Annotated in this window: 23 protein-coding genes; 5 read left to right on the top strand and 18 right to left on the bottom strand. The window is 58.6% G+C overall.

Features of this window, described 5'->3' with window-relative positions:
- Nucleotides 1–37: 37 nt before the first annotated feature.
- The 5 genes from brnQ to phoB all read right to left on the bottom strand — a co-directional run bounded on the left by brnQ (nucleotide 38) and on the right by phoB (nucleotide 5,978).
- Complete coding sequence (gene brnQ, locus ACR8BN_RS14620; RefSeq protein WP_031593970.1) at nucleotides 38–1,357, bottom strand: branched-chain amino acid transporter carrier protein BrnQ; 1,320 nt, start codon at nucleotides 1,355–1,357, stop codon at nucleotides 38–40.
- A gap of 391 nt (nucleotides 1,358–1,748) precedes the next feature.
- On the bottom strand, nucleotides 1,749–2,855 hold the full coding sequence (locus tag ACR8BN_RS14625; RefSeq protein ID WP_434747053.1) for a cobalamin-independent methionine synthase II family protein: 1,107 nt from the start codon (nucleotides 2,853–2,855) through the stop codon (nucleotides 1,749–1,751).
- Nucleotides 2,856–3,020: 165 nt separating this feature from the next.
- Nucleotides 3,021–3,941, bottom strand: coding sequence for a PstS family phosphate ABC transporter substrate-binding protein (locus ACR8BN_RS14630; RefSeq protein ID WP_115758949.1), 921 nt, complete (start codon nucleotides 3,939–3,941; stop codon nucleotides 3,021–3,023).
- 19 nt (nucleotides 3,942–3,960) lie between these two features.
- A complete protein-coding gene (gene phoR, locus ACR8BN_RS14635) occupies nucleotides 3,961–5,274 on the bottom strand; it encodes a phosphate regulon sensor histidine kinase PhoR (RefSeq protein ID WP_434747054.1) in 1,314 nt (437 codons plus the stop codon).
- A gap of 14 nt (nucleotides 5,275–5,288) precedes the next feature.
- Entirely contained in the window at nucleotides 5,289–5,978 is a 690-nt protein-coding gene (gene phoB / locus ACR8BN_RS14640; protein ID WP_003852491.1) for a phosphate response regulator transcription factor PhoB, read from the bottom strand.
- Nucleotides 5,979–6,175: 197 nt separating this feature from the next.
- On the opposite strand from phoB, the gene sbcD reads away from it, so the two are divergent.
- Nucleotides 6,176–7,375, top strand: coding sequence for an exonuclease subunit SbcD (gene sbcD, locus ACR8BN_RS14645; protein ID WP_163792371.1), 1,200 nt, complete (start codon nucleotides 6,176–6,178; stop codon nucleotides 7,373–7,375).
- The gene (locus ACR8BN_RS14650; RefSeq protein ID WP_434747055.1) at nucleotides 7,372–11,046 is read left to right on the top strand and encodes an AAA family ATPase; all 3,675 of its coding nucleotides are present in this window, start codon (nucleotides 7,372–7,374) and stop codon (nucleotides 11,044–11,046) included. The genes sbcD and ACR8BN_RS14650 overlap by 4 nt, the downstream gene beginning before the upstream one ends.
- A 29-nt stretch (nucleotides 11,047–11,075) precedes the next feature.
- On the opposite strand, the gene ACR8BN_RS14655 is transcribed toward ACR8BN_RS14650, so the two are convergent.
- Genes ACR8BN_RS14655 through ACR8BN_RS14665 form a run of 3 tightly spaced genes read right to left on the bottom strand, consistent with a single transcriptional unit; the run spans nucleotide 11,076 to nucleotide 12,774 of the window.
- Nucleotides 11,076–11,729: a DUF799 domain-containing protein gene (locus tag ACR8BN_RS14655; RefSeq protein ID WP_080760121.1), complete on the bottom strand. Its 654-nt coding sequence runs from the start codon at nucleotides 11,727–11,729 to the stop codon at nucleotides 11,076–11,078.
- The gene (locus ACR8BN_RS14660) at nucleotides 11,726–12,085 is read right to left on the bottom strand and encodes a DUF4810 domain-containing protein (protein ID WP_031593976.1); all 360 of its coding nucleotides are present in this window, start codon (nucleotides 12,083–12,085) and stop codon (nucleotides 11,726–11,728) included. Before ACR8BN_RS14660 ends, ACR8BN_RS14655 begins: the two co-directional genes overlap by 4 nt.
- A gap of 11 nt (nucleotides 12,086–12,096) precedes the next feature.
- Entirely contained in the window at nucleotides 12,097–12,774 is a 678-nt protein-coding gene (locus ACR8BN_RS14665; RefSeq protein ID WP_033756751.1) for a CsgG/HfaB family protein, read from the bottom strand.
- Nucleotides 12,775–12,978: 204 nt separating this feature from the next.
- Here ACR8BN_RS14665 and ACR8BN_RS14670 point away from each other — a divergent pair, with 204 nt between their 5' ends.
- Nucleotides 12,979–13,320, top strand: a complete 342-nt coding sequence (locus tag ACR8BN_RS14670; RefSeq protein ID WP_425035470.1) for a cell envelope integrity TolA C-terminal domain-containing protein — start codon at nucleotides 12,979–12,981, stop codon at nucleotides 13,318–13,320.
- Here ACR8BN_RS14670 and qhpR read toward each other — a convergent pair.
- Together qhpR and ACR8BN_RS14680 are read right to left on the bottom strand one after the other, a co-directional pair.
- Entirely contained in the window at nucleotides 13,317–14,384 is a 1,068-nt protein-coding gene (gene qhpR / locus ACR8BN_RS14675; RefSeq protein WP_031593979.1) for an AraC-like transcriptional regulator QhpR, read from the bottom strand. The genes ACR8BN_RS14670 and qhpR overlap by 4 nt on opposite strands.
- Before the next feature lie 162 nt (nucleotides 14,385–14,546).
- Entirely contained in the window at nucleotides 14,547–15,551 is a 1,005-nt protein-coding gene (locus tag ACR8BN_RS14680) for a phosphotransferase enzyme family protein (RefSeq protein WP_039388258.1), read from the bottom strand.
- 249 nt (nucleotides 15,552–15,800) lie between these two features.
- Between ACR8BN_RS14680 and eat the strand changes: the two genes are divergently transcribed.
- Nucleotides 15,801–17,165 carry an ethanolamine permease gene (gene eat, locus ACR8BN_RS14685; protein ID WP_064704584.1) on the top strand — a complete coding sequence of 455 codons (1,365 nt, stop codon included), beginning with the start codon at nucleotides 15,801–15,803 and terminating at the stop codon, nucleotides 17,163–17,165.
- A gap of 85 nt (nucleotides 17,166–17,250) precedes the next feature.
- Here eat and mak read toward each other — a convergent pair whose 3' ends face one another.
- Nucleotides 17,251–18,162, bottom strand: coding sequence for a fructokinase (mak, locus tag ACR8BN_RS14690; protein ID WP_031593982.1), 912 nt, complete (start codon nucleotides 18,160–18,162; stop codon nucleotides 17,251–17,253).
- A gap of 146 nt (nucleotides 18,163–18,308) precedes the next feature.
- On the opposite strand from mak, the gene rdgC reads away from it, so the two are divergent.
- Nucleotides 18,309–19,220, top strand: a complete 912-nt coding sequence (rdgC, locus tag ACR8BN_RS14695; protein ID WP_060679557.1) for a recombination-associated protein RdgC — start codon at nucleotides 18,309–18,311, stop codon at nucleotides 19,218–19,220.
- Between the two features lie 646 nt (nucleotides 19,221–19,866).
- Here the strand turns inward: rdgC and ppnP are convergent.
- The 7 genes from ppnP to aroL form a co-directional block, all read right to left on the bottom strand.
- Nucleotides 19,867–20,157 (bottom strand): pyrimidine/purine nucleoside phosphorylase, encoded by a 291-nt coding sequence (gene ppnP, locus ACR8BN_RS14700; protein ID WP_009091800.1) that lies wholly within the window; start codon nucleotides 20,155–20,157, stop codon nucleotides 19,867–19,869.
- Between the two features lie 95 nt (nucleotides 20,158–20,252).
- Nucleotides 20,253–20,930, bottom strand: coding sequence for an AroM family protein (locus ACR8BN_RS14705; RefSeq protein ID WP_109654102.1), 678 nt, complete (start codon nucleotides 20,928–20,930; stop codon nucleotides 20,253–20,255).
- Between the two features lies 1 nt (nucleotide 20,931).
- Nucleotides 20,932–21,864, bottom strand: a complete 933-nt coding sequence (locus ACR8BN_RS14710) for a DUF1177 domain-containing protein (protein ID WP_033766613.1) — start codon at nucleotides 21,862–21,864, stop codon at nucleotides 20,932–20,934.
- Nucleotides 21,865–21,875: 11 nt separating this feature from the next.
- Nucleotides 21,876–23,435 (bottom strand): OPT/YSL family transporter, encoded by a 1,560-nt coding sequence (locus tag ACR8BN_RS14715; RefSeq protein WP_010671176.1) that lies wholly within the window; start codon nucleotides 23,433–23,435, stop codon nucleotides 21,876–21,878.
- 288 nt (nucleotides 23,436–23,723) lie between these two features.
- Nucleotides 23,724–24,476: an IclR family transcriptional regulator gene (locus ACR8BN_RS14720; RefSeq protein ID WP_022625155.1), complete on the bottom strand. Its 753-nt coding sequence runs from the start codon at nucleotides 24,474–24,476 to the stop codon at nucleotides 23,724–23,726.
- 349 nt (nucleotides 24,477–24,825) lie between these two features.
- A complete protein-coding gene (locus ACR8BN_RS14725; RefSeq protein ID WP_010255272.1) occupies nucleotides 24,826–25,017 on the bottom strand; it encodes a YaiA family protein in 192 nt (63 codons plus the stop codon).
- A gap of 111 nt (nucleotides 25,018–25,128) precedes the next feature.
- Nucleotides 25,129–25,653, bottom strand: coding sequence for a shikimate kinase AroL (gene aroL, locus ACR8BN_RS14730; RefSeq protein ID WP_039391580.1), 525 nt, complete (start codon nucleotides 25,651–25,653; stop codon nucleotides 25,129–25,131).
- Nucleotides 25,654–25,931 lie beyond the last annotated feature (278 nt).

Below are 25,931 nucleotides of genomic sequence, written 5' to 3' on the forward strand. Positions count from 1 at the left end.
GGCAGGCCCGTGGTTAAAGAAAAATCAGTGCTCTCTGCTACGAGTGAACGGTCACCTGTTCCGGCCCTTTCACCCGATCAACAACAGCGGCAATCAGCAGCATCACCAGCGACGGCGGCAACCAGGCGAGACCCTGGTCGGCCAGCGGCAGATGCTGACTGAAAGCGGGCAGCAAATCTTTAAACCCGGTGGTTTTAATCGCATCAACAATACCAAACAGCAGGCTTACCAGCATCGCAGGCGCGATAATCCGGCTGCTCTTATTCCACCAGTTGAGGGTGAAACTCAGCACCACCAGCACGATACAGGGCGGATAAATCGCCGTCAGTACCGGGATGGAGATCTGAATCAGGTGGCTCAGGCCGAGATTCGACACCACCATGGAGAACAGACCCAGAATAAACACCAGCGTTTTATACGATAACGGCAGGTATTGCGCAAAAAATTCCGCACAGGCACAGGTCAGGCCTACGGCAGTCACCATACAGGCGACGAAGATCAGCGCGGCAAGGAAGAAGCTGCCCATGTTGCCAAAGGTATGCTGAACATACGCGTGCAGAATCGCTGCGCCGTTAGCGTTTTGATCCACCAGCGCACCGCTGCCCGCGCCCAGCTTAAACAGGCAGAGGTAGACCAGCGTCAGGCCCAGACCGGCGATTAACCCTGCCAGCACGGTATAACGGGTCAGCAGCGCGGCATTATCGACGCCACGCGAACGGGCGGCGTTGACAATCACGATGCCAAATACCAGCGCGCCCAGCGTATCCATGGTCAGATAGCCATTGACGAAACCGCTGGAGAAGGCCGCACGCTGATAATCAGCGGTAGCCGGAACCGTGCCGCCGGCGGGCCATACCAGGGCAGCAACGCCCAGCACGGTCAGCGCAATAATTTTTAATGGTGCAAGGAAGTGCCCTACCGTGTCGAGTAGCTTGCCGGGATAGAGCGACACGCCAATCACCAGCGTGAAGTAAATCAGGCTATAGATAAACAGCGGCAGCGCGCCATCACCGGTCAGCGGGGCAATACCCATCTCAAACGAGACCGTGGCCGTACGCGGTGTGGCAAACAGCGGCCCGACAGCCAGATAGCAAACTGTGGCCAGCACGATGCCAGCGACCTTGCCAATCGGGGTGCTGAGCGCATCCACGCCGCCGCCAACGCGGGCCAGCGCGATCACGGTCATCACGGGCAGACCGACTGCGGTAATCAGAAAACCAATCGCGGCGGTCCAGACGTGTTCGCCAGACTGAATACCGACCATGGGCGGGAAAATGATGTTGCCCGCGCCAACAAACAGGGCGAATGTCATAAAGCCCAGCGCGAGAATGTCCTTCGAAGTTAAACGATGTGTCATACGGCCTGTCACTGATGTTGCGGTGGAAGTTGGGTTAGTGTTGTCCCCTCGCTGCGTGTAAACCGCGACCAGGCTGACAATGTCAGCGCATTATGCTCGTCGCAGGGTAAAGCACAGGTGATTTGAGCTGCTTTTATTCTGTTCACAGAGGGATGGATCGACAACGGCGCTAAGTAAAACGTTTATAGCGGTGAAAGGCAATACGGGATCGGAAAACCAGAAGGTTATGCCGCCATTTTTTCAAAAGGCAGTGGATAGCGTTAATTTTTGCAGCAGGCACACAAGATGATGTGCCTAAATAATAGACAGAGCGTGAGAAATCCCCGCATAAACGGGCATGAAGATACACAAAAGGCGCGTTTTACGCGCCTGCCTGCACAACGTTACAGCACTACCAGACCTGATTCGCGATATCGACCACTAAGCGAATCTTCTGCCACTGCTGCGCTTCGGTCAGGCTGTTGCCCTCTTCGGTTGAGGCAAAACCACACTGCGGACTGAGGCAGATTTGATCCAGACTGACATACTGCGCCGCCTCTTCCAGCCGGGTTTTTACCTGCACCGGATCTTCCAGCTCTCCTATTTTGGTCGTAATCAGACCCAGCACTACCTGCTGATGGCCCGGCCTGATATAACGCAGTGGCTCAAAGCCGCCGGAACGGGCGTTGTCATACTCCAGGAAGAAGGCATCCACGTTGACGCTGCCGAACAGGATTTCTGCGACCGGCCCATAGCCGCCTTCAGAGATCCAGGTTGAACGGAAGTTGCCGCGACAGACATGCAGACCCACGGTCAGATCGGCAGGTTTACCTTCCAGCGCTTTATTCAACACCTGAGCATAAGTCTGTGCCAGCTGGTCAGGATCGTCGCCACGCGCCCGGATATCGCGCTTCTGATCTTCAGAACAGAGGTAAGCCCAGACGGTATCATCCAGTTGCAGATAGCGGCAGCCCGCGTCATAAAACGCCTGAATAGCTGCTTTGTAGGTCTGCGCCAGATCGTCGAAGTAGTCTGCCAGATCGGGATAGACTTCCGCGTCGATCACCTTGCGGCCACCACGGAAGTGCAGCACGCTGGGGCTGGGAATGGTCATCTTCGGCACCGCATCACCGGCAATACTCTGCAGGAAGCGGAAATGCGCCAGCATCGGATGATCCGCCGGGAAACCGAGTTTACTTACCACTTTCACGCCATGCGCTTTGGTCTGCACGCCATTAAACTGAATGCCCTGCTCCGCTTCATAGCGCTCTACGCCATTCAGGCCATAGAAGAAGTCGAAGTGCCACCAGCCGCGACGAAACTCGCCATCAGTGACCACTTTCAGGCCGTTTTCCCGCTGTTTCGCCACCACATCGCAAATCGCCTCATCTTCAATCTGGCGCAGGGCAGCCGCATCAATCTCTCCGGCTGCAAACTGTTCGCGCGCCTGCTTAATGGCGGCGGGACGCAGAAAGCTGCCAACGGTATCGGCACGGAACGGGGCGGTTTCTCTTTGCATGATCACTCCTGTCTCCCCTGCCGGTAATGACGGCAGGAAATAGTTGCATCCTGATATAAATAGCCATCTGGATGGCTACACGTCTGAATACAGAGTGGCATGAGCGGCTTTCTTCTGCAACTGAAGAAAATTCAGTGATGTTGAAAAAAATTCACTTTCGGGGGGTTAACGCAGCGCGGCGCGCGCCTGCGTCATCTGACTGTCAGAGAGCGGCAGATAGCCCGCTTCGCTGACCCGCCGCTGTCCCTGTGCTGAAAGTACCTGCTGCAGAAACGCGGCCACCAGCGGCGGCAAAGGTTTGCCGGGCGCTTTATTCACATAGAGATAGAGCGGGCGCGCCCAGGGATAGCGGCCACTGCGGATGGCATCGGCATCCGGGGTAATCGCCTGCCCCTGATCATTCATCACCGCCAGCATTTTTACGCCGCTGAGATGAAAGCCAAAACTGGCGTAGCCGATGCTGCGTGAATTACCGGCCACCGCCTGCACTACTGCGGCCGAACCGGGAAACTCCGCCACGTCGCTGCGAAAATCACCTTTGCACAGCGCCTGCTGCTTGAAGAAACCCCAGGTGCCGGAGGCGGAGTTACGTCCATAGCGCTGAATCGGCCGTTTGCTCCACTGCGCGCCGGTTAAGCCGAGATCGCCCCAGCGCAGCGGCACGCTGTGTGCGCCACACAGACGGGTAATCGAGAAGATGGCGTCGAGCTGACGCGGTTCAATCTGCTGCAGCGGATTGCGCTGATTCACCACCACCACCAGCGCATCCATAGCCACCGGAACCGCCAGCGGCGGATAGCCGTAGCGCGCCTCAAAGGCCTGGCGTTCATCTGCCTGCATCGGGCGGCTCATCGGACCGAGTTGTGCTGCACCTGCCGCCAGCGCGGTCGGCGCAGTAGAAGAGCCGGAGGCCTGAACCTGGACATTGACGCCCGGTGCCTGGCGACTGAAATCTTCGCCCCACAGCGTCATCAGATAGCCCAGCGTATCCGATCCGACGCTGCTGAGATTGCCGGAGAGCGCGCCGGGCTGAGCCAGTGCCAGGCCCGGCAGCAGAGTAATGATCAACAAAAGAAGGATGCGCATCAGGGAGATCCGGCAGCAATTAATGAACGGCATTCTCCTGCATCACGCTGCTGACAATCAACCTCGCTGGCAGCGTAAAGGTAAAACAGGTCTCCTTGTGCGGCACGCTGGTGATATCGAGCCGGGCGTTATGGTGGCTCAGAGCATGTTTCACTATCGCCAGTCCCAGCCCGCTGCCGCCGGTCGCACGCGAACGGGCTTTATCGACCCGGTAGAAACGCTCGGTAAGACGCGGAATATGTTCTGAGGCGATGCCCGGCCCGTTATCGCACACCCGGAAAATGGCCCCCTGTTTGCCGCGCAGCCAGCTGATATCAATTCGCGTGCCATACGGTGTGTGGTTTACCGCGTTGTAAACCAGATTGGAGATGGCGCTGCGCAGCTGTTCATCGTTGCCGAACACTTTCAGATGGGGATCGGTATGGAAATGGATGTCGTGACGGCCGCCACTCAGCGTTGCCGCCTCATGCTGCAGCAGTTTCAGCATCACCGGCACATCGACCTTCTCTTTCAGATCGATTGCGGGCGCGGCTTCAATGCGCGACAGCGTAAGCAGCTGTTTGACCAGGCTGTCCATGCGGCGCGTCTGCTCCGACATGGTGTGCAGCGCTTTGCTGCGCGAAGGCTCGCTCATCACCGAGTCGTTCATCATCTCCAGGTAGCCCTGCAGCACCGTGAGCGGTGTGCGCAATTCATGGCTGACGTTGGCAAAGAAGTTGCGGCGCGCCCCTTCTAGCTGATGCATCTGCGTGACATCACGCGCCACCAGCAGCCACTGCCCTTCGCTGTAGGGCATGACGCGGAACTCCATGTGAAGTTTGTTGTTCAGCACCAGCGTCAGCGGCTTGTCGAAATCGCGCTGGCGAAGATAGCGGGAGAACTCCGGATAACGGAGCAGATTGAGGATGTTCTGGCCATTATCTTCCGGCCAGCGCAGACCCAGGTGCTGCTGCGCCAGGCCGTTACACCAGAAAATGGTGCCCTCTTCGGTAGTCAGGATCACCGCATCCGGCAGCGACTCGGCACCGCTGCGGAAACGCTTAATCAGATTGCCCAGTTCACGCCGTCGCCGCCGGTTGCGGAGCTGCATCTGGTAAAGACCATAAAACAGCGGTTCCCAGCTGGCACGCCCGGCCGGTGGCGTCATGGTGCGGTCGAGCCACAGCCAGTGCGACAGCCGCATCAGATTGTGAAAATGCCACAACAGCACCGTCAGCACGCTCAGTAGCAGCCACCAGGGCAGACCGCCGAACAGCAGGCCCAGCAGCACTGCGGGCAGACAGACCAGCAGCAGTTCTGTCAGTAATCTCTTCCAGGAGAGGCGTTCCAGCACGGTTAAGGCTCCGTTTAGTAGCGGGCAGAGAAACGATACCCTGTTCCGCGAACGGTTTGTACCATGCGATCGTGGCCGGACACTTCCAGCGCTTTACGTAAACGGCGGATGTGAACATCGACAGTACGATCTTCCACATACACATTGGTGCCCCAGACGTGGTTCAGCAGCTGTTCGCGGCTGTAAACGCGTTCCGGGTGGGTCATAAAGAAGTGCAGCAGCTTATATTCGGTGGGGCCCATCTCCAGCGGCGTGGTTTCGGACATCACGCGATGTGAGGAGGGATCCAGACTCAGCCCCTGCATCTCAATCACCTCTTCCACGGCCATCGGCGAAATACGGCGCATCACCGCTTTGATTCTCGCCATCAGCTCTTTAGGTGAAAAGGGTTTGGTAATGTAATCATCGGCACCTACTTCCAGGCCGCGCACCCGATCCTCCTCTTCGCCGCGCGCGGTGAGCATCATCACCGGGATATCGCGGGTCATCGCCTCGCGTTTCAGGTGCTTGATAAACTGAATACCGCTGCCACCGGGTAACATCCAGTCCAGCAAAATCAGATCGGGCCAGGGTTCAATCAGCTTGCCAACGGCGCTGTCATAATCTTCCGCCTCGATTGGCTGATAGTCGTTCTGCTCCAGAACAAAACACAACATTTCACGGATGGGGGCTTCATCCTCCACAACCAAAATGCGCTTAGCCATTATTACTCCTGCTGATTATGACGGATGTCACTGAGATTCGCGGCGCCATTATGCGTCAGATTTGTGACACTTTTATGAAAAACATAACCTGCCTGTAACCTCACTGGTAATCATTTATGACAGCGCAGCGACAATTTTTTGCTTTGGCCGCAGAGCCAGTATAATCGCCGGGCGAATCACAACGGCAGGGACTCATCATGCGCATCATTCATACTGCGGACTGGCATCTGGGGCAGTTCTTCTACAACAAAAGTCGGGCAGCCGAACATCAGGCGTTTCTCGACTGGCTGTTGATCCAGATTGAACAGCATCAGGTGGATGCGTTGATCATCGCAGGCGATCTGTTTGATACCGGTACACCGCCCAGCTACGCCCGCGAGATGTTCAACCGCTTTGTGGTGGCGCTGCAGCCCAGCGGCTGTCAGCTGATTGTGCTGGCGGGCAACCACGATTCCGTTGCTACGCTGAATGAGTCGCGTGAGCTGCTCGCCTGCCTCAATACCCGGGTGATCGCCACCCCGCAGGAGAAGGATGATGTGCTGCTGCTCAACACCCGCCAGGGCGAGCCGGGCGCGCTGCTGTGTGCGATTCCCTATCTGCGGCCGCGCGATATTCTGCGCAGCCGGGCGGGTCAGTCGGGACGCGACAAGCAGACCTCGCTGCTGGAAGCGATCGCCCACCACTATCATCAGCGTTTCACTGCCGCCCAGGCGCTGGGCCATGCACTGCCGATTATCGCCACCGGCCATCTCACCACCGTCGGCGTCAGCCAGAGCGATTCGGTGCGCGACATCTATATCGGGACGCTGGATGCCTTCCCGGCCAGCGCGTTTCCCGCGGCTGACTATATCGCACTGGGGCATATTCATCGCGCCCAGCGCGTCGCGGGCAGCGAACATATCCGCTACAGCGGCTCGCCAATTCCGCTGAGCTTTGATGAGCTGGGCACAGAAAAAAGCGTCTTCCTGCTGGAGCTCACCACCAGCGGCCTGCAATCAGTCACGCCGCTGGTGGTGCCACAGGCGCAGCCGATGCAGGTGCTGAAAGGATCGCTGGCGCAGATTGCAGAGCAGTTAAACGCCTTCAGCACGGCAGAGCAGGAGAAGCCGACCTGGCTCGACATCGAAGTCACCACCCAGGAGTACCTCAGCGATCTGCAGCGTCAGGTAGAAACCCTGACCGCCACGCTGCCGGTCGAAGTCCTGTTGCTCCGCCGCAGCCGTGAACAGCGACAACAGAGCCTGGCGCGGCTCGACAACGAAACCCTGAGTGAGCTGAAGGTGGAGGAGGTCTTTGCCCGCCGGCTGGCGCTGGATGAGGAGCTGCAACCGGCACAAATCGCCGAGATGACCACCCTGTTCCGCCAGACGCTGGCCGCCATGGAAGAGACCCAATGAAGATCCTCACGCTACGGTTCAAAAACCTCAATGCCCTGCGCGGTGAATGGTTCATCGACTTCCGCGCCGAACCTTTTGCCAGCAACGGCCTGTTCGCCATTACCGGTGCCACCGGCGCCGGTAAAACCACCCTGCTGGATGCCATCTGCCTGGCGCTCTATCACCAGACGCCGCGCCTGGGCGCGATTTCCCAGAGCCAGAATGCGCTGATGACTCGCGACTGCGCCGAATGTCTGGCCGAGGTGGAGTTTGAGATCAAAGGAGAAGCCTGGCGCGCCTTCTGGAGCCAGAACCGCGCGCGCGGCACTGCCGACGGCAAGCTACAGGCACCGCGCGTTGAGCTGGCACGCTGCGCCGACAACATCATTGTTGCCGACAAAGTTGGTGACAAGCTGAAGCTGATCGAAACCCTCTCCGGGCTCGATTTCGAAAGGTTTACCCGCTCGATGATGCTGTCACAGGGCCAGTTCGCCGCCTTTCTCAACGCCAAAGCCAGTGAGCGCGCGGAACTGCTTGAGGAGCTGACCGGCACCGAAATTTACGGTCTGATTTCCGCCGCCATCTACGAGCGCCACAAAGAGGCAAAAACCCAGCTGGATCTGCTGCGCAGCCAGGCGGGAGCGATGGCGCTGCTGGATAGCGACGCACGCGACGCGCTGCAACAGCAGCTCACCGAGCTGACCGATGCGGAACAGCGGCTCAGCGTGCACTATCAGCAGGCGCAGCAACAGCAGCAGTGGCAACAGCAGGCGCAGCAGTTACAGCAGGAAAATGCGCAGGCTGACATCGCGCTGCAGCAGGCCCAGGCCGCATCCCAGGCGGCAGAAGCCGATCGTCAGCGGCTGGCACGCAGCGAACCGGCTGAAAAGCTGCGGGTAAAACTGCAGCAGCGCGACGCGTTACGTACCGAACAGCAGCAGGTCGTGAGCCGCTGTCAGCAACTCACGGCGGCACAGGAGCAGGCGCAGAGCCAACAGCAGCAGCATCAGCAGCGCTACGCGGCCACCCAGCGTGCCCGCCAGCAGGCGCTGCAGGAACAGCAGCAGCAGGAGAGCCTGCTGACAGAACAGGTGCTGCCGCTGGATCAGCGGATCAGCACACTGCAGCAGCAGCTTGCAGAGCAGCAGCAGGAAAATGCCCGGCAGCAGCAGCATGCCGACCAGACACAGGCCAGCCTGGCAGAGCAGAAGCGCCAGGTTGAGGCATGGCAGCAGGCGATTGCTGAACAGCATCAGTTACGCCAGCAGCTTGCCGATCTCGCCCAATGGGGTGCTTCGCTGCCGGTGTGGCAGGAGAACTTTGCCCTGCTGGCGCAGCGTGAAGCGTCCCTGGCCGGACTGGCGCAACAGCGCGAGCAGCAGCAGCGACAGATCGCCACCCAGCAGGCGGAACAGCAGCAGCAGGCAGAACAGGCGCTGCCGCGCCAGCAGGCGGAGCAACAGGCCCGCCAGGCGCTGTCGCAGGCGGAGCAAGTACTAACTTCGCTACAGGAACAGCATCCGCCTGCCGCAGTGCGTCAGGCATTAAGCCAGTTGCAGAACAGCCGTCCGGCTCGTCAGCAACTGCTGCTGCTTTCAACCCAGTGGCAGCCGCTGCATCAGCAGCTGGGCCAGCGCCAGCAGCGGCTGGCTACGCTTGCAAAAGCGCATCAGCAGAGTGAAGCCGAACTCCAGGCGCTGCGCGAGACGTGGAAACGCGAAAAACAGCAGCTGGATGATGTCGAAAAAATCTGCGCGCTGGAGCAGCAGATTGTCGATCTCAGTGATTACCGCGCCCGGCTCGCCGCCGATCAGCCCTGTCCGCTGTGCGGCTCCTGCACGCATCCCGCCGTTGAGGCCTACAGCACGCTGGAAGTAAGTGCTAACCAGCAGCGCCGGGCTGCACTGCAACAACAAACCGAGGCATTGCGCGAAGCGGGCACGGCAAAAAGCGAACAGCTGAAACAGTCAGCCGTGCAGCAGCAGACCCTGCGCGATGAAATCGCGGAGATGCAGCAACAGCTCGATCGGCTTGAGCAGCAATGGCAGGCGCTGAGCAGTGAGCTGGCACTTACCTTCCCGCTCGCCGATCGGGATGCCTTAGCCGCGTGGGAGCAGCAGCAAAGCGAACGTGAAAGCCAGCTTGAGCAGCAGCGACAGGCGCAGGAAGCCGCCGAACAGGCGCGTCAGGCCGCAAAGGATTACCATCTTCAGCAGTCGCAGGCCTGGCAGCAGCATTTGCAGGCTGAACAGCTGGCGCAGCAGTCGCTGTCCAGCCTGCAGCAGGCGCTGGATGCGCTGCAACAGCGTCAGCAGCAGGAACAGCAGGCCATGGCGCAATTGCAGAGTCGTCTGGAGCAGCAGTTCAGTGCGCACAACCTTGCCCTGCCCGACGCTGCCCATCGCGATGCGTGGCTGACAGAACAGCAGCGGCGCTGGGAGCGCTGGCAGGAAAGTGAGCGGTTGCTCGCTAACCTGCAACCGCAGCTGTTAAAGGGGGAAACCCAGCTCACTGCCCTGCAACAGCAGGCAGAACTGGAGCAGCAGCAGCTCACTACCCGTCAGCAGCAACAAAACCAGAGCCAGACGCAGCTCAGCGAGATGCGCCGTGCCCGTCTGGCGCTGTTTGGCGATCGCGAGGTCACCCTCGCCCGTCAGCAGATGCAGGCCCGCGTTCAGCAGGCTGATGAACAACTGGCACAGCAGCTCACGGCCCTGCAACAGGCGCAGGCCGAGGTCAGTCGCCTGCAGGGTGAGCTTTCTGGGCTGGAAAATCAGCGACAGACTCTCAACAGCAGACTGGCAGAGGCGGAAAGCGCGCTGCAGCAGGCACTGGAGAGTGCCGGATTCGCGGATGAAGCCAGCCTGCGCGCGGCGCTGCTGGATGAGCAAACCGCTCTGCAACTGCGTCAGCAGCTGCAGCAACTTGATCAGCAATGCCAGCAGCAGCAGGCGCGACTGGCAGATCTGCGTCAGCGGCTCAGCGCCCATCAGCAGGCGAAACCCGCTGCGATGCCGGAATCCGCCGAAGCGCTGGCGCAGCAGCTGGAGCAGTTACGGCTGGCACTGCGCGACAACGCCAGCCAGCAGGGTCAGATTCAGCAGCAGCTGCAGAGCGATGCCAGCCTTCGTGTGCGCCAGCAAAGCCTGATGACACAGATTGAACAGGATAGTGTGACGCTGGCGCAGTGGAGCCTGCTCAACGATCTGATTGGCTCCGCCAGCGGCGATAAATTCCGGCGCTTCGCCCAGGGCTTAACGCTGGATCACCTGGTGGCCCTGGCTAACCGTCAGCTCGATCGGCTGCATGGCCGCTATCTGCTGCAGCGACGGGCGCAGGATCTGCTGGAGCTGGATGTGGTCGATACCTGGCAAGCCGATGCGGCGCGCGATACCCGCACGCTGTCGGGTGGCGAGAGCTTCCTGGTGAGTCTGGCGCTGGCGCTGGCATTGTCGGATCTGGTCAGCCACAAAACGCGCATCGAATCGCTGTTTCTGGATGAGGGATTTGGCACGCTGGATGCGCAGACGCTCGACACCGCGCTGGACGCACTCGATGCACTCAACGCCAGCGGCAAAACCATTGGGGTGATCAGCCACGTGGAAGCGATGAAGGAGCGCATTCCGGTTCAGATTAAAGTGCGCAAAATGAATGGGCTGGGTTACAGCCAGCTGGAACTACCGCAGGGATAACGGGCGCCAGAGCGCCCGTTTACGTGCAATCAGCGGGCGCTGACGAGCTTGTAGCGAGGGCCGGTGAGTAACCCGCCCTGCTCGTTCTGTGCCAGCAGACGATTGCTGGTCAGTCCGGCCACGGTGTGCGCTTTGTCAGTCACATTGCTGGCAATCTGTTTGATTGCCGCACTGACCAGCATACCGACCAGCCCACCGTTGTTGTTGTTGCCATCTTCACTGTCGCTGGCACTGGCCTTACCCTGCCAGATCTCTTTGCCGCTGCGCAGATCCACCAGCCGTGCTTTGGCCGTCACGGTCGTCACGCTGTCAATGACCCGATAGCTGCTGCCATATTCGCTGATCGAGATATAGAGCGCGCTGTCGGCGTGGAAAATCTCATTCAGACGCTTCGCGCTGACGGCCTGGACGTCACTGGCGCTGGTCAGGCCATTCTGCTGAAAGGTCTCTTCAACCACTGCCACCGGGAAGACGTAGTAACCGGCTTCGGCCAGCGGGCGCGTCACCAGCGAGGTCAGACTGTGAGCGGCATTGATATCCGGCGAGGTGTTATCGGCCGGCAGCACCAGAATCGAGGCGGGCTTGCTGGCACGGAACGCACTGTAGTCATACGGTTTTTTCGTCGCACAACCGGTCAGCAGCAGCATCATCAGCACGCCGCCGAGGGCAATCAGTTTTTTCACCGTACCACTCCTTGTTTTTTACTCATCAGAAAATCCATGTAAGGTGCCGATTCGGGAAACAGCTGCTTCTCGGTGGCAAACTGACCAAAGGCTTTATTGGTATCGCCGGTTTTGGCATAGAGCAGGCCAAGCTGGGCATGCAGACCAGGCGCAACCGGCTGGTTAACGGCACGGGCTTTTTCAATGTCCAGATTCAGCGCATCGATCTGCTTCAGCGGATCGCTGCCCGGCTGATAGTAGCTATAGACCTGCTGCTGATAATCGCCCCAGTAGTAGATCGTTTTCGGCGCTTTTGACGCACAGCCTGCCAGCAACGCCGCTGCAATCAGCAGGCTGCTCAGTGTCATCATCTTCATTTACTGCTTCCTTATTTAGCCGGACGCCATGCGCCGTTGTTGATTCCATCCACTAAATGATCGACCGCTTCGCGAATCGCCAGATCCATCACTTTGCCGTTCAGCGTAGAGTCATAGCTGCTGGTGCCACCAAAGCCGATGACCTCACGTGCGGAGAGCTGATACTCGCCCGCGCCCTGGGTGCTGTAGACCACCTCTGAGGTAGTGACATCCACTACGTTCAGATTCACTTTGGCATAGGCGATCTGCGTTTTGCCGCGGCCCAGAATGCCCCACAGCTGCTGATCGCCCACTTCTTTGCGGCCAAACTCGGTGATATCACCGGTGATGATGAAGTTCGCGCCTTTGATATTCTGCTGGCTGCGTTTGAAGTCCGACTCCTGCTGCAGCTCTTTCAGGTTGCTGCGATCCAGCACGCTGAACCGGTTGGTCTGCTGCAGATGGGTAATAAGAATGGTTTTTGACTGATTGCCCAGCCGATCGACACCATCAGAGAAAATGCCGTTCATATAGGAGGAGCGGTTATCAAACTGACCCACCGCAATCGGGCTGCGCACGCCCTGATAAACCGGCTGGCTAGCCGCGCGAACCTGCGGGGCCTGAATAGCGCGGGAAGATTCGGTGGCGCAGCCGCTGATGAGCGAGGCCGTTAACAGGGAGAGTGCCGCAAAGGCATATTTTTTCTGCATTTCTAATCCATGAAGTGAAAGAGATGTAACCCGCGCCAGGGCGGTAAATTCTGGTTCTGTCGACAGTCGGAGTAATGCCATAGCATTCATGATGCCGGTCTGTAGACTGTCGGCAGCAGACCGGAAGATCTTTAAGGAAAGTTGGCCAGTTAAATGAATTTAATTAATATAACGATGAGAATGTTGCCGGGAGTGATTATTGCAATGTCGCTCAGCGCCTGTCAGCAACCTGTGACAAAGCAACGGGATAGCGTGGCAAACCTCTGTCAGCCGTCGAAAGATCCTGACAGCCAATCCTGTCACTGGACTTATCAAATGCAGCCAGTACTGAACCGGCAGTTCAGCGATGCGGCGCGTTACGCCGGGCAGCAATGTCTGGTACGGATGGAGTGGCAGGAATACAGCAGACGTTATGCGGTGACCCAGACGCAGGGGGATGAAGCGCTCTGCCTGCGCGCCTGGCAGCTGGTGGCGCAGACCCGCGATCTGCCGCCGCCGCCGGAGCCTGGACAACCGGCGTGGTTCGGCTTTGCGCCGCGCGGTTAGCTGGCCAGACCTTCCTGACGCCACTGGCGCGGACTGATGCCAAACCAGCGACGAAAGGCGCGTGAAAACGCACTGACTTCCGAGTAGCCCAGCAGCAGCGCCATCTCTGAGATCGGCAGCTGCTTCTGCTGCAGATAGTATGTCGCCATTTCGCAGCGCACCTGATCCACCAGCGCGGTAAAGCTGCTGCCCTCTTCACGCAGCCGCCGCTGCAGTGACCAGCTCGACAGTCCGAGCTTATCCGCCACCTCTTCCAGTACCGGCTCACCCTGCATCAGCGATAAATTAACCTGCGAACGCGCCTGCTCAATCATGCTCTGCTGTGACGTCACACGGTTAAGCCGTCGGATCGCATCCTGCATCACCATTAACAGGATCGGATCGCTCTCCGGCATGGCGCGCAGCAGATCGCGTTTTGGGATCACCAGTGAATTAAACGGCTGATCGAACCAGACCGGGGCATCAAACACTTTGCAGTGATCGTGCCACTGGCCGGGACGCGGATGTTCAAAGTGGACTTCGCGCGGTGCCCAGTGTCTGCCCGCCACGTGGCGGATCAGATTCATAAACATCCCCAGCGTCAGCTCCGCATCCTGACGGCGCGACAGGATCGCGCCATGTCGCACCTGATAGTCGAGTCGCCAGCACTCTCCCTTATCCACCAGCCGGGTTAAGGTGTCGTGCTGATGCCAGGGAAACGCGTTGACCACATTATGCAGCGCCTGTTCCAGCGTGGCGGAGCACAGACCGATGTAGCCGATCAGGCCTAATGACTGCGGTTTAAACTGCCTGCCGTAGTGCAAACCGAAGTTATCAAAACCGGAGTGACGCGCTGCCTCTTCCAGCACCCGACAGTAGTTAACCAGCCCCAGGCTGAGCGTCGGGCTGGCCAGGCGCTCCGGATCGATGCCGCTGATGCCGAAGATGCGATCAACATCACCGCCCTGGGTATGAATAAAGTCGCTTAAGCCAGTCGCCGCCGCTGCCAGCACGCCGTGATTGCCTGCCCCCGCCGCTGCCGAGCAGGCCGCAAACGCATCGGGCTTTATCAGTGTCGGATTCATGGTCGCCTCAGTCAGAATTCAGGTGGATCACCCGTCACTTCTATCCGAGCAATTTCCATACCAGGTCCCTGATGCCCGACGCGCCGCCTGCGGGCAGTCCGGGCGGCGTGCAGGTTGCGCGCTGGGCACTGCGGCGGCGCAGCGACGCCCGCCGCTGGTGCATCAGACGCCGACCGGCAGCTGCTCACCTTCCAGATAGCGGCGGCAGAGGCGGACCGAGTGGCTGGCCCACGCCGATCCCAGGCTGTGCGCCATTTCGGTTTCGGCATGCGATCCCACCCACGCGGTGAGCTGGATACGACGCTGGATTAACAGTGCGGGCAGCATGGCCATCTCCGCATCGCTGATATGCGCCACCTGCTCATAGCCGCGGATCCAGTGATCGATCCACTCTGGCGCGCGCGGATGATGCTCAACAAAACTGATCGCCGCCGCCAGATCGTGCAGATACCAGCCGAGCCCGCAGTCATCGAAGTCGATCACCCGTGTTTCGCCCTTGTGCAGCAGCAAATTGGTCAGCCGCAGATCGGCATGGATCAGGCCATAGCGATCCGATCCTTTACCAAACTGCGCCATCGCCGCGCCGACCTGGCTTATCGCCTGCTCTACCACGCCATGATCGGCAGGATTCAGATTCGGCGCATCCTGCCAGCGTCCCCAGTGACTCTCACTGCTGGTCATGGTGTGGTGATCCCAGATGATGCGCTGAAAACCCGCAGGCGGCTGCCACTGTTTACTGTGCTGATGCAGCCGCGCGGTGATCTGGCCGAGCTGCTGAAAGGCGCGGGGATCGACGTCGGTGGTCGGCATCTCTCCGTCGATCCAGTGAAACAGCACCACGTAGCGTTCACCGCCCTCCGGCAGCCGCAGCGTCAGTACGGTTTCGCCCTCTTTGTCCGGCACCGCTTCCGGCACCATAATGCCGGTTTCGCGCAGTGCATCGAGCCACAGCAGTTCGCTGACGATGTCGGCTTTTTGATGATAATCGCCGCGATGCAGTCGCAGCGCATAACGCCGGCCTGCCGCCTGCAGCAGAAACGTGGCGTTCTCTGAGCGGCACAGCAGGCTGAGCTGGCCCTGCAGCGCGGCGGGATAACAGGCCAGCGCCTGCTGCGCCATCAGGGTGAGTTGGGAATCAGTCAGGTTGTCATATTGTTTAGCGCTCATCAGTCCGGCTCCTTGTCACTTGCGTTATCTCAGCATGCGTTGCCAGAAGGTGAGCTGCTTGACTCCGGAAGAGACAAAGTTGACCGCAGCGTGCAGCTGGCCCGGTTGTTGCCCGTGAGTTGACCGTGGAGGACAGAAGTCACTGCGCCCGCGTCAAGTCGTGGCGAGTAATGCAACGGCATTATCCCCTTACTGTAGCGTAATGGCGGTGTAACGCCGCGTGAGACCAACAACGACGGGGATAACAGAATGACAAACAGACTCAAGCCCACTCTGGGCACCCTGCATCTGTGGGGGATTGCGGTTGGCCTGGTTATTTCAGGCGAATATTTTGGCTGGAGTTACGGCTGGGCCGTGGCGGGCACGCTGGGATTTCTGGTTACCACCGCGTTGATCGCCACACTCTATACCTGTTTTATCTTTAGCTTCACCGAACTGACCACCGCGATCCCCCATGCAGGCGGGCCATTTGCCTATAGTCGCCGCGCCTTTGGCGAAACCGGCGGACTGATTGCCGGTCTGGCGACGCTGATTGAGTTTGTCTTTGCGCCACCGGCGATTGCCATGGCGATTGGGGCTTATCTCAACGTGCAGTATCCCGAACTGAACCCGAAAACTGCGGCGGTTGGTGCCTACCTGCTGTTTATGACGCTGAATATTCTCGGCGTAAAACTGGCGGCGATGTTTGAACTGGTTGTGACGGTGCTGGCGGTGATTGAACTGCTGGTGTTTATGGGTGTGGTTTCACCCGGCTTCAGCCTGGCGAACTTCGCCGCGCACGGCTGGGCAGGCAGTGACAGCTTCGGACTGCCCGCCTTCTCCGGCATTTTCGCCGCCATTCCTTTTGCCATCTGGTTTTTCCTTGCCATTGAAGGCGCGGCGATGGCGGCCGAAGAGGCGAAAGATCCGACCCGGACCATTCCCCGCGCCTACATCAGCGGGATTCTGACGCTGGTGGTGCTGGCGATAGGTGTGATGCTGATGGCGGGCGGCGCGGGCGACTGGCGCAAACTCGCCGACATTAACGATCCGCTGCCACAGGCGATGAAAATGATTGTCGGCGAACACTCTAACTGGATGCATATGCTGGTGTGGATCGGGCTGTTTGGTCTGATTGCCAGTTTCCACGGCATCATTCTCGGCTATTCACGGCAGTTTTTTGCCCTGGCACGCGCGGGCTATCTGCCGCCTGCCCTGGCCAAACTGTCGCGTTTCCAGACCCCGCATCGGGCGATTATTCTCGGCGGCGTGCTGGGTATCGCGGCGATTTACAGCGATGGCGTGATTAATCTGCAGGGGATGACGCTGACGGCGGCGATGATCACCATGGCGGTGTTTGGCGCGATTGTGATGTACATCATGAGTATGCTGAGCCTGTTTAAACTGCGCCGCAGCGCGCCGGAGATGGTCCGCAGTTTCCGCGCGCCGGGCTATCCGATTGTTCCGGGCATCGCCCTGCTGCTGTCGGTGGTCTGTCTGCTGGCGATGCTGTGGTTTAATCCGGTGATTGGCGCGCTGTTTTTCGCCATCATGCTGGCAGGCTATCTCTACTTCCTCGCCACCAAAGCCCAGCGCGATCGGGCGCCGCAGGACAGTATGCTGGTCGGCGAATAACACCGGCGTGGGTGAGTGCCGCGGTTAACGATTCAGCGCCAGCGATACCCGGCGCTGAATCGTCAGCGGGTGCGTGCCTGCGGCATCAGCCGTTAAGCGGCCAGAGCCACGCTGCACCGCGAACGCCGCTGGAGTCGCCATGCTGCGCCTTCAGCACCGGCGTTTCACACTCCCCGCCAAATACCCACTTCTTCATCAGCACCGGCACGGTCTGATAGAGACGATCCACATTGCTCATCCCACCACCCAGTACAATGACATCGGGATCGATCAGGTTCACCACCTGCGCCAGCGATTTTGCCAGCCGCAGCTCATAGCGGCTCATCGCCAGTTCGGCGATCGGATCCTGCTGCGCCAGCAGCGAGACGATCTCCGCACCTTTGCGATGCACGCCGCTCAGCCGCTGATAGTCGATACCAAAACCGGTGCCTGAAACAAAGGTCTCGATGCAGCCCTGCTGACCGCAATAACAGGGCACTTCCTGACGGTAGCGCAGCTCATCCTCATCCATCCACGGCAGCGGATTGTGGCCCCACTCACCGGCATTGCCGTTGCCGCCGATACGCGACTCACCGTTGATCGCCACACCGGCGCCCGATCCGGTGCCGATGATCACGGCAAACACCAGCGACTTTCCGGCACCGGCACCGTCGATCGCTTCCGACACCGCCAGGCAGTTGGCGTCGTTGGCGATACGCACTTCCCGGTTCAGCGCCTGCGCCAGATCTTTATCCAGCGGCTGGCCGTTGAGCCAGGTGGAGTTGGCATTTTTTACCCGCTTACTGTAGGGCGAAAGCGTGCCGGGAATACCGAGACCCACCGTGCCGGTTTCGCCGGTTTTCTGCTCCGCCAGCGTGACCAGATCGACAATCGCCTGTACCGTTGCCTGATAGTCATCACGCGGGGTATTCACCCGGTGGCGGAACAGCTCCTCTCCCTTATCCGACAATGCGATCACTTCTGTCTTGGTGCCACCCAGATCTATGCCTATGCGCAAGATTACGTCCTCGTTATTCGTTCAGGTGAGAGATACAGTAAAAGGCGTCTGCCGGAAAGGCAATGAAACCACTCCGATGTTTCGCTATCATGCGCGCTGACTCTCGCAGACTTGTGCGCCCGATCGCGCCACGGTAAGGAATCCCGATGTTGTGGTTTAAAAATATGATGGTTTATCGTCTGAATCGTGACATTCCGCTGTCCGCAGATGAGATGGAAAAGCAGCTCGACGCCTTCACGTTTTCACCGTGTGGCAGTCAGGATATGAGCAAGACCGGCTGGGTCTCGCCGATGGGCAACCGCAGCGATGCGCTGACCCATGAAAACAAAGGCCAGATTGTGATTTGCGCCCGCAAAGAGGAGAAAATCCTGCCTTCGCCGGTGGTGAAACAGGCGCTGGAAGCGAAAATCGACAAGCTGGAATCTGAGCAGAGCCGCAAGCTCAAGAAGACCGAAAAAGATTCGCTGAAAGATGAAGTGCTGCACAGCCTGCTGCCGCGCGCCTTCAGCCGTTTCAGCCAGACCTACCTCTGGATCGACACGGTCAACAACCTGATTATGGTTGACTGTGCCAGCGCAAAAAAAGCGGAAGATACCCTGGCGCTACTGCGCAAAAGCCTGGGCTCACTGCCGGTGGTGCCGCTGACGCTGGAAAGCCCGATTGAACTGACCCTGACCGAATGGGTGCGTTCGGGTGACGTTCCAGCCGGTTTCGCCCTGATGGATGAAGCGGAGCTGAAAGCGCTGCTGGAAGATGGCGGCGTTATCCGCTGCAAGAAACAGGATCTGGTGTGCGATGAGATCGCCAACCACATCGAAGCGGGCAAGCTGGTAACCAAACTGGCGCTTGACTGGCAGGAGCGCATTCAGTTTATGCTGGCCGATGACGGTTCAATCAAACGCCTGAAGTTCAGCGACACACTGCGCGACCAGAACGACGATATCGACCGCGAAGATTTTGCACAGCGCTTTGATGCGGACTTTATTCTGATGACCAGCGAACTGGCCGCACTGACCAGCAATCTGGTAGAAGCGTTGGGCGGCGAAGCCCAGCGTTAATCAGTCACCGGCAGAATCATCCTGACAAACGATATTCGCCAAAAAAATGGCCGCTAAGCGGTAATGCTGGTCAGTTGAGATTAGATTTGTAAAAGGCTGTCACGGTCAAACGTGGCAGCCTTTTTTTATGGGCGAGCGAGCCGCAGTGCGGGCCAGCGCACCTCTGCTGCTGCCGGGCCGTCCTCGCGCCGCTCACGCGGTACCTTCGGCTTTGACGTCGTGCCGACGAACCGTTCGGGGATCGGCCCTCCCTGGCCGGCCCCGAACTGTCCACGCTTCCCGGCGTGGACTTCTGGCCCGCCGTCACGCCTCAGCGCTGCGGATAGCCCTTTCAGCAGCAGAGGCGCTCAGGCCTCCACGCTCGTGCCCTTTTTAACAATACACACTGAAGTTTCAGAGCAGGCAGGTGCCGGGCAGGGGCAGGCAATCCGCAGCGCTGAACAGAATGAGTCTGCCAGGAGAGCCCGCAGGACGCGGGCGAAAGGCGGGGCGGCACAGGATGTGCCATCCCCGGCGGTCCGTCAGGCAGGCGAATGAAGTGAAGGAACCGCGCAGCGGCGCGAGGACCGCCAGCCCCTGCCTGGCACCAGACTGCGTTATCACCTGTCGCTTAACTGACTGGCATTACCGCTTAGCGGCCATTTTTTTAATCTTTCAGGTAACGGCAGAGATAGGAACTTGGCTCGCCAACCTGCAGATGAAATTCGCTGTGACCCGGCACATTAAACACCGAACCCGCTTCAAACCATTTCCACTCGGTTTCACCTGGCAGTAATACCTTAAGCGAGCCGCTGACCACGGTCATCTCCTCCGGCTGGCCGGTACCGAATGTGTATTCACCTTCAGCCATTACGCCCACGCTGGCGCGGCCGGTGCTCGCACTGTCAAAACCGATAGATTTAACTTTTCCGTCAAAATACTCACTTACGTTGAGCATAATAGTTCTCCAGAGCACATGTTGTGTGTCTGGCAGTGTAGAAGGGAACCCGCTGATCTGTCACGCGAAATGATGGCCGTTTGTGATCTCTTCCCTCAGGGAAGCAACTCCGCCGCCAGGCGTGCCACCAGCTGATTAGAGAGCAGAACCGGTACGCCCAGCCGCTGCTGCAACCATATCCGATGCTGCTGGTGATACCCCATGCAGTCGAGCACCACCAGCGCTGCGCCCTGCGCTTTCAGACTGTTTGCAGCATCGGCGAAGGTTGCCTGATCGCCCTGATAGGGACTGGCGACCGCAAAGCAGGGCTGCGCAGGCAGTTGCTGCCACTTACCAGCCTGCTCAACAATCTGCTCCTCAACCGGCACGACAATGCCGACCCGCTGCTGCTGCACCATGGCGCAGATGAGCGGTGGAATGAGGCGATCCGGCTCCAGCAGTAGCGCACGCTGGGTGCGGAGCCTGCTGAATTCACCGGTGCAGAGCAGCAGAATGGTCGCATAGCCCGCCTGCTCCAGCGCACTGATTTTGCGCTGCAATCCCTGCTCCACTTTCGACGCCGCCAGCCGCACCTGTTCGCCACTCTGCAGCCGCGACACCAGAACCCGGTCGCCCGCTGCTGGCGCAAAGTGTGTGGCAATCTCTGCGACGCTGAGTCCATCCAGTAAACCGGCGTGATCGGTCAGCGCATCCGGCAGATGCTGCCGCAGCAGCGGCAGAATATCGCTGCGCGGAGACTGGCCGATAGTCAGCGTTACCAGTGGTTTCGTCATCTTAGTGATTCCGGTGACGAAGATGCGCCAGGCTGCCATAGAGCGAAATCAGCCGCGCATACTCTTCGGCGTCGTAGAAGTGACAGGTTCCACGACCAAACTCCTTGGCCACCTCAATGGCAAACTTCGCCGCTGCCGCAATGTCCACTTCATGGCTGGCGCCGGTTCCGCAGCCCGGCACCACCGACTCGGCAGTGATCGCCACCCCCACTACCGGCACATCCGTGGCGGTAGAAGGTTGCAGAATGCTGTTGAGGTGATAAACCCCATTGCCGTAAGGCGTAATATCCTGCGTGGTGATGGGAAAGGTCACCGCCGGACGGCCGCTGGTCATCTCCATGATGCGCAGCAGATCCTCCGAAACCCGCAGGATGTAGCCCTCTTTCACCGTCGGCGACAGGGCAAAGCCTTTGTGGTTGATAATGCGGTTACCTTTGGTGGTGTCGATTGACAGAATCGCATCCACACCCGCCACCACTTCATTATCATTCATGGTGATATCGTCAATCGGCGAGTCCATGAAATCGACCGGCAGATGCGGCCGCGTTGGCGCATCCGGGCAGATATGAGTGGTAATGATGACATCGCCATCGAGCCTGTCGCCTTTGCTCTGCATCTGCGCCAGTTTAAGCGCGCTGGCAACGGCCGCGATCGCGCCATCCGCATCTGACACCATGCCGATACGGCCAGGACGAGCGCCGATGCCACCAAGGCGACCAATAATCCCCAGCGTCGGTGCACTGCCACCGCCTGATTTGCCCTGCGTCCCCGGGATATCAATGCGCACAAAATCGGTGCGGCCTTTGGGACCGGAGACACGAGTAAAGCGTGCATCAACATCAGGATACGCCGCGAAGAGATCTACCACCTGCTGACCGTCAATGTGGGCGCTATCCAGTAACTCAAAAACCGCCAGGGTCTGCTGCAAACTCATGCTTTATCCTTTTATTTCTTGCTGCTGCTGGCAAACAGCGAATGAAAGAAGCTGTAGAGGGCATCACCGGCAATAAAGCCTGCCGCCATCACCTCCATAGGCGATCGGCCCCGCTCGCCCCAGATCCGGATGATTACAATACGTAAGGCGATCCCTACCACTACTGCCCAGCCCGCCATGGCGTTATTAATTAATAAACCGGTGGCGAGCAGCACGCCCAGCTGGCGTTTTGGTCCGCCGATCAACTGGATAATCGCACCCGGAATTGCCCACATCAGCAGATTACCGGCGATACCTGGCTCAGCACCCGCCTGAATGGTTTTGGCATACACCCGCGCTACAGGCGGCAGCAGGTTGTCAGCAAAGAAGAAGGTATGGGCGTACCAGACCAGCGGAATCGACACAACAAAGGCGATCATAGCTGCGATGAGCTGAATGCGACGTCCCCATAGCTCCTGCTGCAGATCGGCACCGTTGCCGCGCAGGATAAAGCCCGCCTTCAGGTCATACCCCATGTCGGCGAACGCCGGACCGGTGGCGGCGGTAAAGCCGCAGAGCAGGCAGAGCGCCAGCGGTGGGAAGCCGATCAGAATACCGATAATCAGCGTAATCAGCGCCACGGCAAAGGCCGGGAACCAGCCGGAGTGCATAGCGGCAATGCCGACAATCAGTTCATGGGCGAAAGCAGCAAACGCGGCATAGAGAACAAACAGCAGCAGCATCGCGATGCCCATCTCACTCCACAGGCCGCCCGCCAGCGCGAGCAGCGCCGAAATCACGATATAACCCACGCTGCCGAAACCCAGCGCCCGCTGCACCTCATTGCCATTACGGCTTACCACCAGCGCATCATTTTTGCGGCTGCGGATCACCATCACGACCTGAATCAGCGCTACCAGACCGGCACCGACCATCACGCCATGCGGAATATAGAGCGCATTAATATCAATACCGGCCACCGGCTGCGCATAGGCACGCAGCAGAAAACCAATGCCGAGCATCGACAGCGCCCAGATATTGCCGATAAACGCGGTGCCGAAGGCGGACATCGGGATCTTCAGCATGGCACCGACGACGCCACCCACAATGCCCAGCACCAGCAGCCACGCCTGGCGTCCGCCTTTATCACCCGCTTTGATCGCTTCCGCTGCTGCAACGCCCGGTGGCCAGGCATTACTGGCCGGAAAGACGCGGGTATCAAACAGCCGATAGAGCAGCCAGGCATCCAGCAGCATCGCGGCGCTGACGCCACAGAACAGCGGCAGGACCAGTTGCGGTTCACCCAGCGCCCAGGGCACGGCAATCGGCATTAACAGACTGTTCGCCGCCCCAAAGGTGGCTGAAGAGATAGCGGTCTGCGCCAGGTTCTGGATTTCAATCGAACGATAACGGCGGAATGCCTGCAGCGGAATACGCGCCAGCAGCATGGCAAACAGCGCGCCGATAATAGAGGTGTTAGGCGTTACGCCAATGGTGGTAATCAGCTGAATGCCAATAATGGCACCCGCGATAGAAAGAAGAATTAAAACCAGTGCCACGCCAACGTGCTTAATCGGATTTACCCGTTCCATATGTCCCCGCCAGTCCTTGTCCAGAAGAAATGAAATAACGTCTACCCGCCCGCTGGCCGGTTTACGCCGGTTATCAGTTTCACTGCTCTGATGCGCACAGAGATTGCAACAGCCACTGCTGATGGTCGTCTCTCCGCATGCTGAACCGATACAGGAGGCAATGAGAGACGGACACAGGCAACCGGGGTGCTGCGTAAAGCGTGGCGATCAGATTGAAAGAAAAAGGCCCGAAGGCCTTTGTTTTCCCTGGTGTGGCGAAAGTACTACGCCGATAAAAACGGTGTGAAGTTACGCGCCATATTTTTCGGTCATCTCTGTGGCCGTTGCGCGTAATGCTTCAAGGAGCTCTGACGGGAAACCCGGTTCAGTCTCCATAGACGGAAACGACAGGCAGAGTGCCACCGTTTCGCCATGATGTTTGTTATGAACAATAACTGACAGCGAACTGATGCCTGGCAGCGATTCATTTCGGGCCAGTGACCAGCCCTGCTGGCGGATTTCAGCCAGTCTGGCACAGAGTGCCTCAGGACTTTGCGGCGAGTTCGCTGATGCGACCTGCCATTGATCATGGAAGCGCGCCAGCACCTCTTCATCACTTAACTGCGCTAACAGCGCCCGGCCGGTTGAGGTCGCGGCAGCCGGCATCCGACTGCCCGGCGGCGTGACCATCTGCGTAAAGTGACGCCCATGAAACATACGCATCACTAATACTTCCCGCCCGTCGAGCTTCGACACGTAACCCATGCAGCCGGTCTTCGCAGCCAGCCTGACCATCGCCGCTGAAACGCTGTCAACCAGCGGTGCCGAAAGGTAATGTCCGGCAGCAGCCAGCAATACGCGACCAATGTGATAACCGCGCGTATCCGCATTCCGCTCCAGCAGCCCCTGACTTTCCATGGTGGCCAGCAGACGTGAAACGGTGCTTTTTGGCAGGTTTAACGCCTCAACCACCTCACTAAATGAGAGACCAACATGCCCCTGCGTCACACCTTTGTGCTGAAACAATCGAAGTACGGCGGCAGCATTTTCAAGTGTGGTCATGTTACGTGTTCCACTATATGGAACTAAGTTCCTCTGTTGGTTTGACGAAAATAAATCGTGGCGCTGAATCGGTCAAGCGACAATTTGATTCACACAGAGATCGGCAGCAGAGAAAATAAGGGGATAAAAATGATTAGCGGGGCTTTATCTGGCGAGACAAGGAGAGTGCAGAACAGAAGCATACGCAGAGAGCATTCGACAGTAAATCTGCGTCAATTTCGCTTCTTAAATAACCCGATCGACTTCAGGTGGGAGTAAAAACAGGCGTCATGCAGGCACAGCGTCAGGCGGGTCAGTAATAAGCAGTTATCCGGTGTGACAGGCTGGCGTCCCTGCCAGCAGTAAAGCTTTACTCTTTTTCAACGTCTTCGTAGCGCGCTTTGGCGTCACGCGCTTCTTCTTCCGTTTCGTGCTCACTGATTAATGAATTCGGTTTGGGATGATCAGCACGCAATTCGTAAGAGGTTACTTTATTACCTTCAGTGCCCTTTTCAACTGGCACAACTTTCGCTTCACGTGGATACGGTGGTCTGGTCGGCATACTGTGTCCCTCTTGTCTGAATAACATTCCACAGGACAGGCCGCTGCCTGTCATAGGATAAGTATAGACAATGCCGTCTGAAGCGGGATCAAAGCGGGAAAAATCTGAGGGTTAGCTGGCGCGCGCCAGGGAGAGTGACAGCAGAATCTCCTCTACCACGCACTCAGGCGATTGCATCGCATTCACCTGATGATGGGCCGCAGCCTGATAGAGATGCGCACGTTCACGCAGCACATCACTCATCTCATCAGCAATCGGACGGCCGGTTAAGGTCGGACGCTGGGCCGCTTCAGGTTCACTTTCCAGCCGCTCCGCCAGCACCTCGGGTGACGCGCTAAGCCAGATCACCTGGCCCTGTTCCTGCATAAAACGACAGTTCTCTTCAGCCAGAATCATGCCGCCGCCGGTGGCAATGACGGTTCTGGGCGCCGTTACCGCTTTAAGCGATTCCGTTTCACGAGCGCGGAAACCTTCCCAGCCTTCCGCCGCCACAATCTCCGTCACACTGCGCTGCGTGCTGAGTTGCAGATGGTGATCGGTATCCGTAAAGGCGTAGCCCAGCGCCTGCGACAGCGCCTCGCCGACCGTGGTTTTGCCGCAACCGCGAGCGCCAATCAAAAAGATGGGTAGTGACATCAGGGCCGTTCCTCCGCCTGACCGCGCGATGCGGCTGCATGGTGAGCTTATTAATGCGACGCATAATAACTGGAAATTATTATGGCCTCTACCTGTCAGGCACGATTTACGCATTTTCGTCCCCTGAGCAGCGACAATCTTTGTGTTTTCAAGGGGAAATGCATGCACGTTTTGTGCATCAGGGCCGTAACAGAGCGATAAAAACCTCGCAAAACAGCGGCTAAAATGCGTCGGCAATATTTGCTTACTGCCCCGATTTTACTTTTCACGCTGGCGCC

Source organism: Pantoea sp. Lu_F5_004, from assembly GCF_051136245.1.
Taxonomy (GTDB): Bacteria; Pseudomonadota; Gammaproteobacteria; order Enterobacterales; family Enterobacteriaceae; genus Pantoea; species Pantoea agglomerans.

Coding starts and splice junctions, on each gene's coding strand:
- ACR8BN_RS14715 (WP_010671176.1), bottom strand. CDS start 23,435: ATGGAACGGGTAAATCCGATTAAGCACGTTGGCGTGGCACTGGTTTTA.
- sbcD (WP_163792371.1), top strand. CDS start 6,176: ATGCGCATCATTCATACTGCGGACTGGCATCTGGGGCAGTTCTTCTAC.
- ppnP (WP_009091800.1), bottom strand. CDS start 20,157: ATGCTCAACGTAAGTGAGTATTTTGACGGAAAAGTTAAATCTATCGGT.
- ACR8BN_RS14705 (WP_109654102.1), bottom strand. CDS start 20,930: ATGACGAAACCACTGGTAACGCTGACTATCGGCCAGTCTCCGCGCAGC.
- brnQ (WP_031593970.1), bottom strand. CDS start 1,357: ATGACACATCGTTTAACTTCGAAGGACATTCTCGCGCTGGGCTTTATG.
- aroL (WP_039391580.1), bottom strand. CDS start 25,653: ATGTCACTACCCATCTTTTTGATTGGCGCTCGCGGTTGCGGCAAAACC.
- ACR8BN_RS14720 (WP_022625155.1), bottom strand. CDS start 24,476: ATGACCACACTTGAAAATGCTGCCGCCGTACTTCGATTGTTTCAGCAC.
- ACR8BN_RS14680 (WP_039388258.1), bottom strand. CDS start 15,551: ATGAGCGCTAAACAATATGACAACCTGACTGATTCCCAACTCACCCTG.
- ACR8BN_RS14665 (WP_033756751.1), bottom strand. CDS start 12,774: ATGCAGAAAAAATATGCCTTTGCGGCACTCTCCCTGTTAACGGCCTCG.
- ACR8BN_RS14630 (WP_115758949.1), bottom strand. CDS start 3,941: ATGCGCATCCTTCTTTTGTTGATCATTACTCTGCTGCCGGGCCTGGCA.
- ACR8BN_RS14625 (WP_434747053.1), bottom strand. CDS start 2,855: ATGCAAAGAGAAACCGCCCCGTTCCGTGCCGATACCGTTGGCAGCTTT.
- ACR8BN_RS14650 (WP_434747055.1), top strand. CDS start 7,372: ATGAAGATCCTCACGCTACGGTTCAAAAACCTCAATGCCCTGCGCGGT.
- eat (WP_064704584.1), top strand. CDS start 15,801: ATGACAAACAGACTCAAGCCCACTCTGGGCACCCTGCATCTGTGGGGG.
- rdgC (WP_060679557.1), top strand. CDS start 18,309: ATGTTGTGGTTTAAAAATATGATGGTTTATCGTCTGAATCGTGACATT.
- phoB (WP_003852491.1), bottom strand. CDS start 5,978: ATGGCTAAGCGCATTTTGGTTGTGGAGGATGAAGCCCCCATCCGTGAA.
- ACR8BN_RS14660 (WP_031593976.1), bottom strand. CDS start 12,085: ATGAAGATGATGACACTGAGCAGCCTGCTGATTGCAGCGGCGTTGCTG.
- ACR8BN_RS14710 (WP_033766613.1), bottom strand. CDS start 21,864: ATGAGTTTGCAGCAGACCCTGGCGGTTTTTGAGTTACTGGATAGCGCC.
- ACR8BN_RS14670 (WP_425035470.1), top strand. CDS start 12,979: ATGTCGCTCAGCGCCTGTCAGCAACCTGTGACAAAGCAACGGGATAGC.
- ACR8BN_RS14725 (WP_010255272.1), bottom strand. CDS start 25,017: ATGCCGACCAGACCACCGTATCCACGTGAAGCGAAAGTTGTGCCAGTT.
- qhpR (WP_031593979.1), bottom strand. CDS start 14,384: ATGAATCCGACACTGATAAAGCCCGATGCGTTTGCGGCCTGCTCGGCA.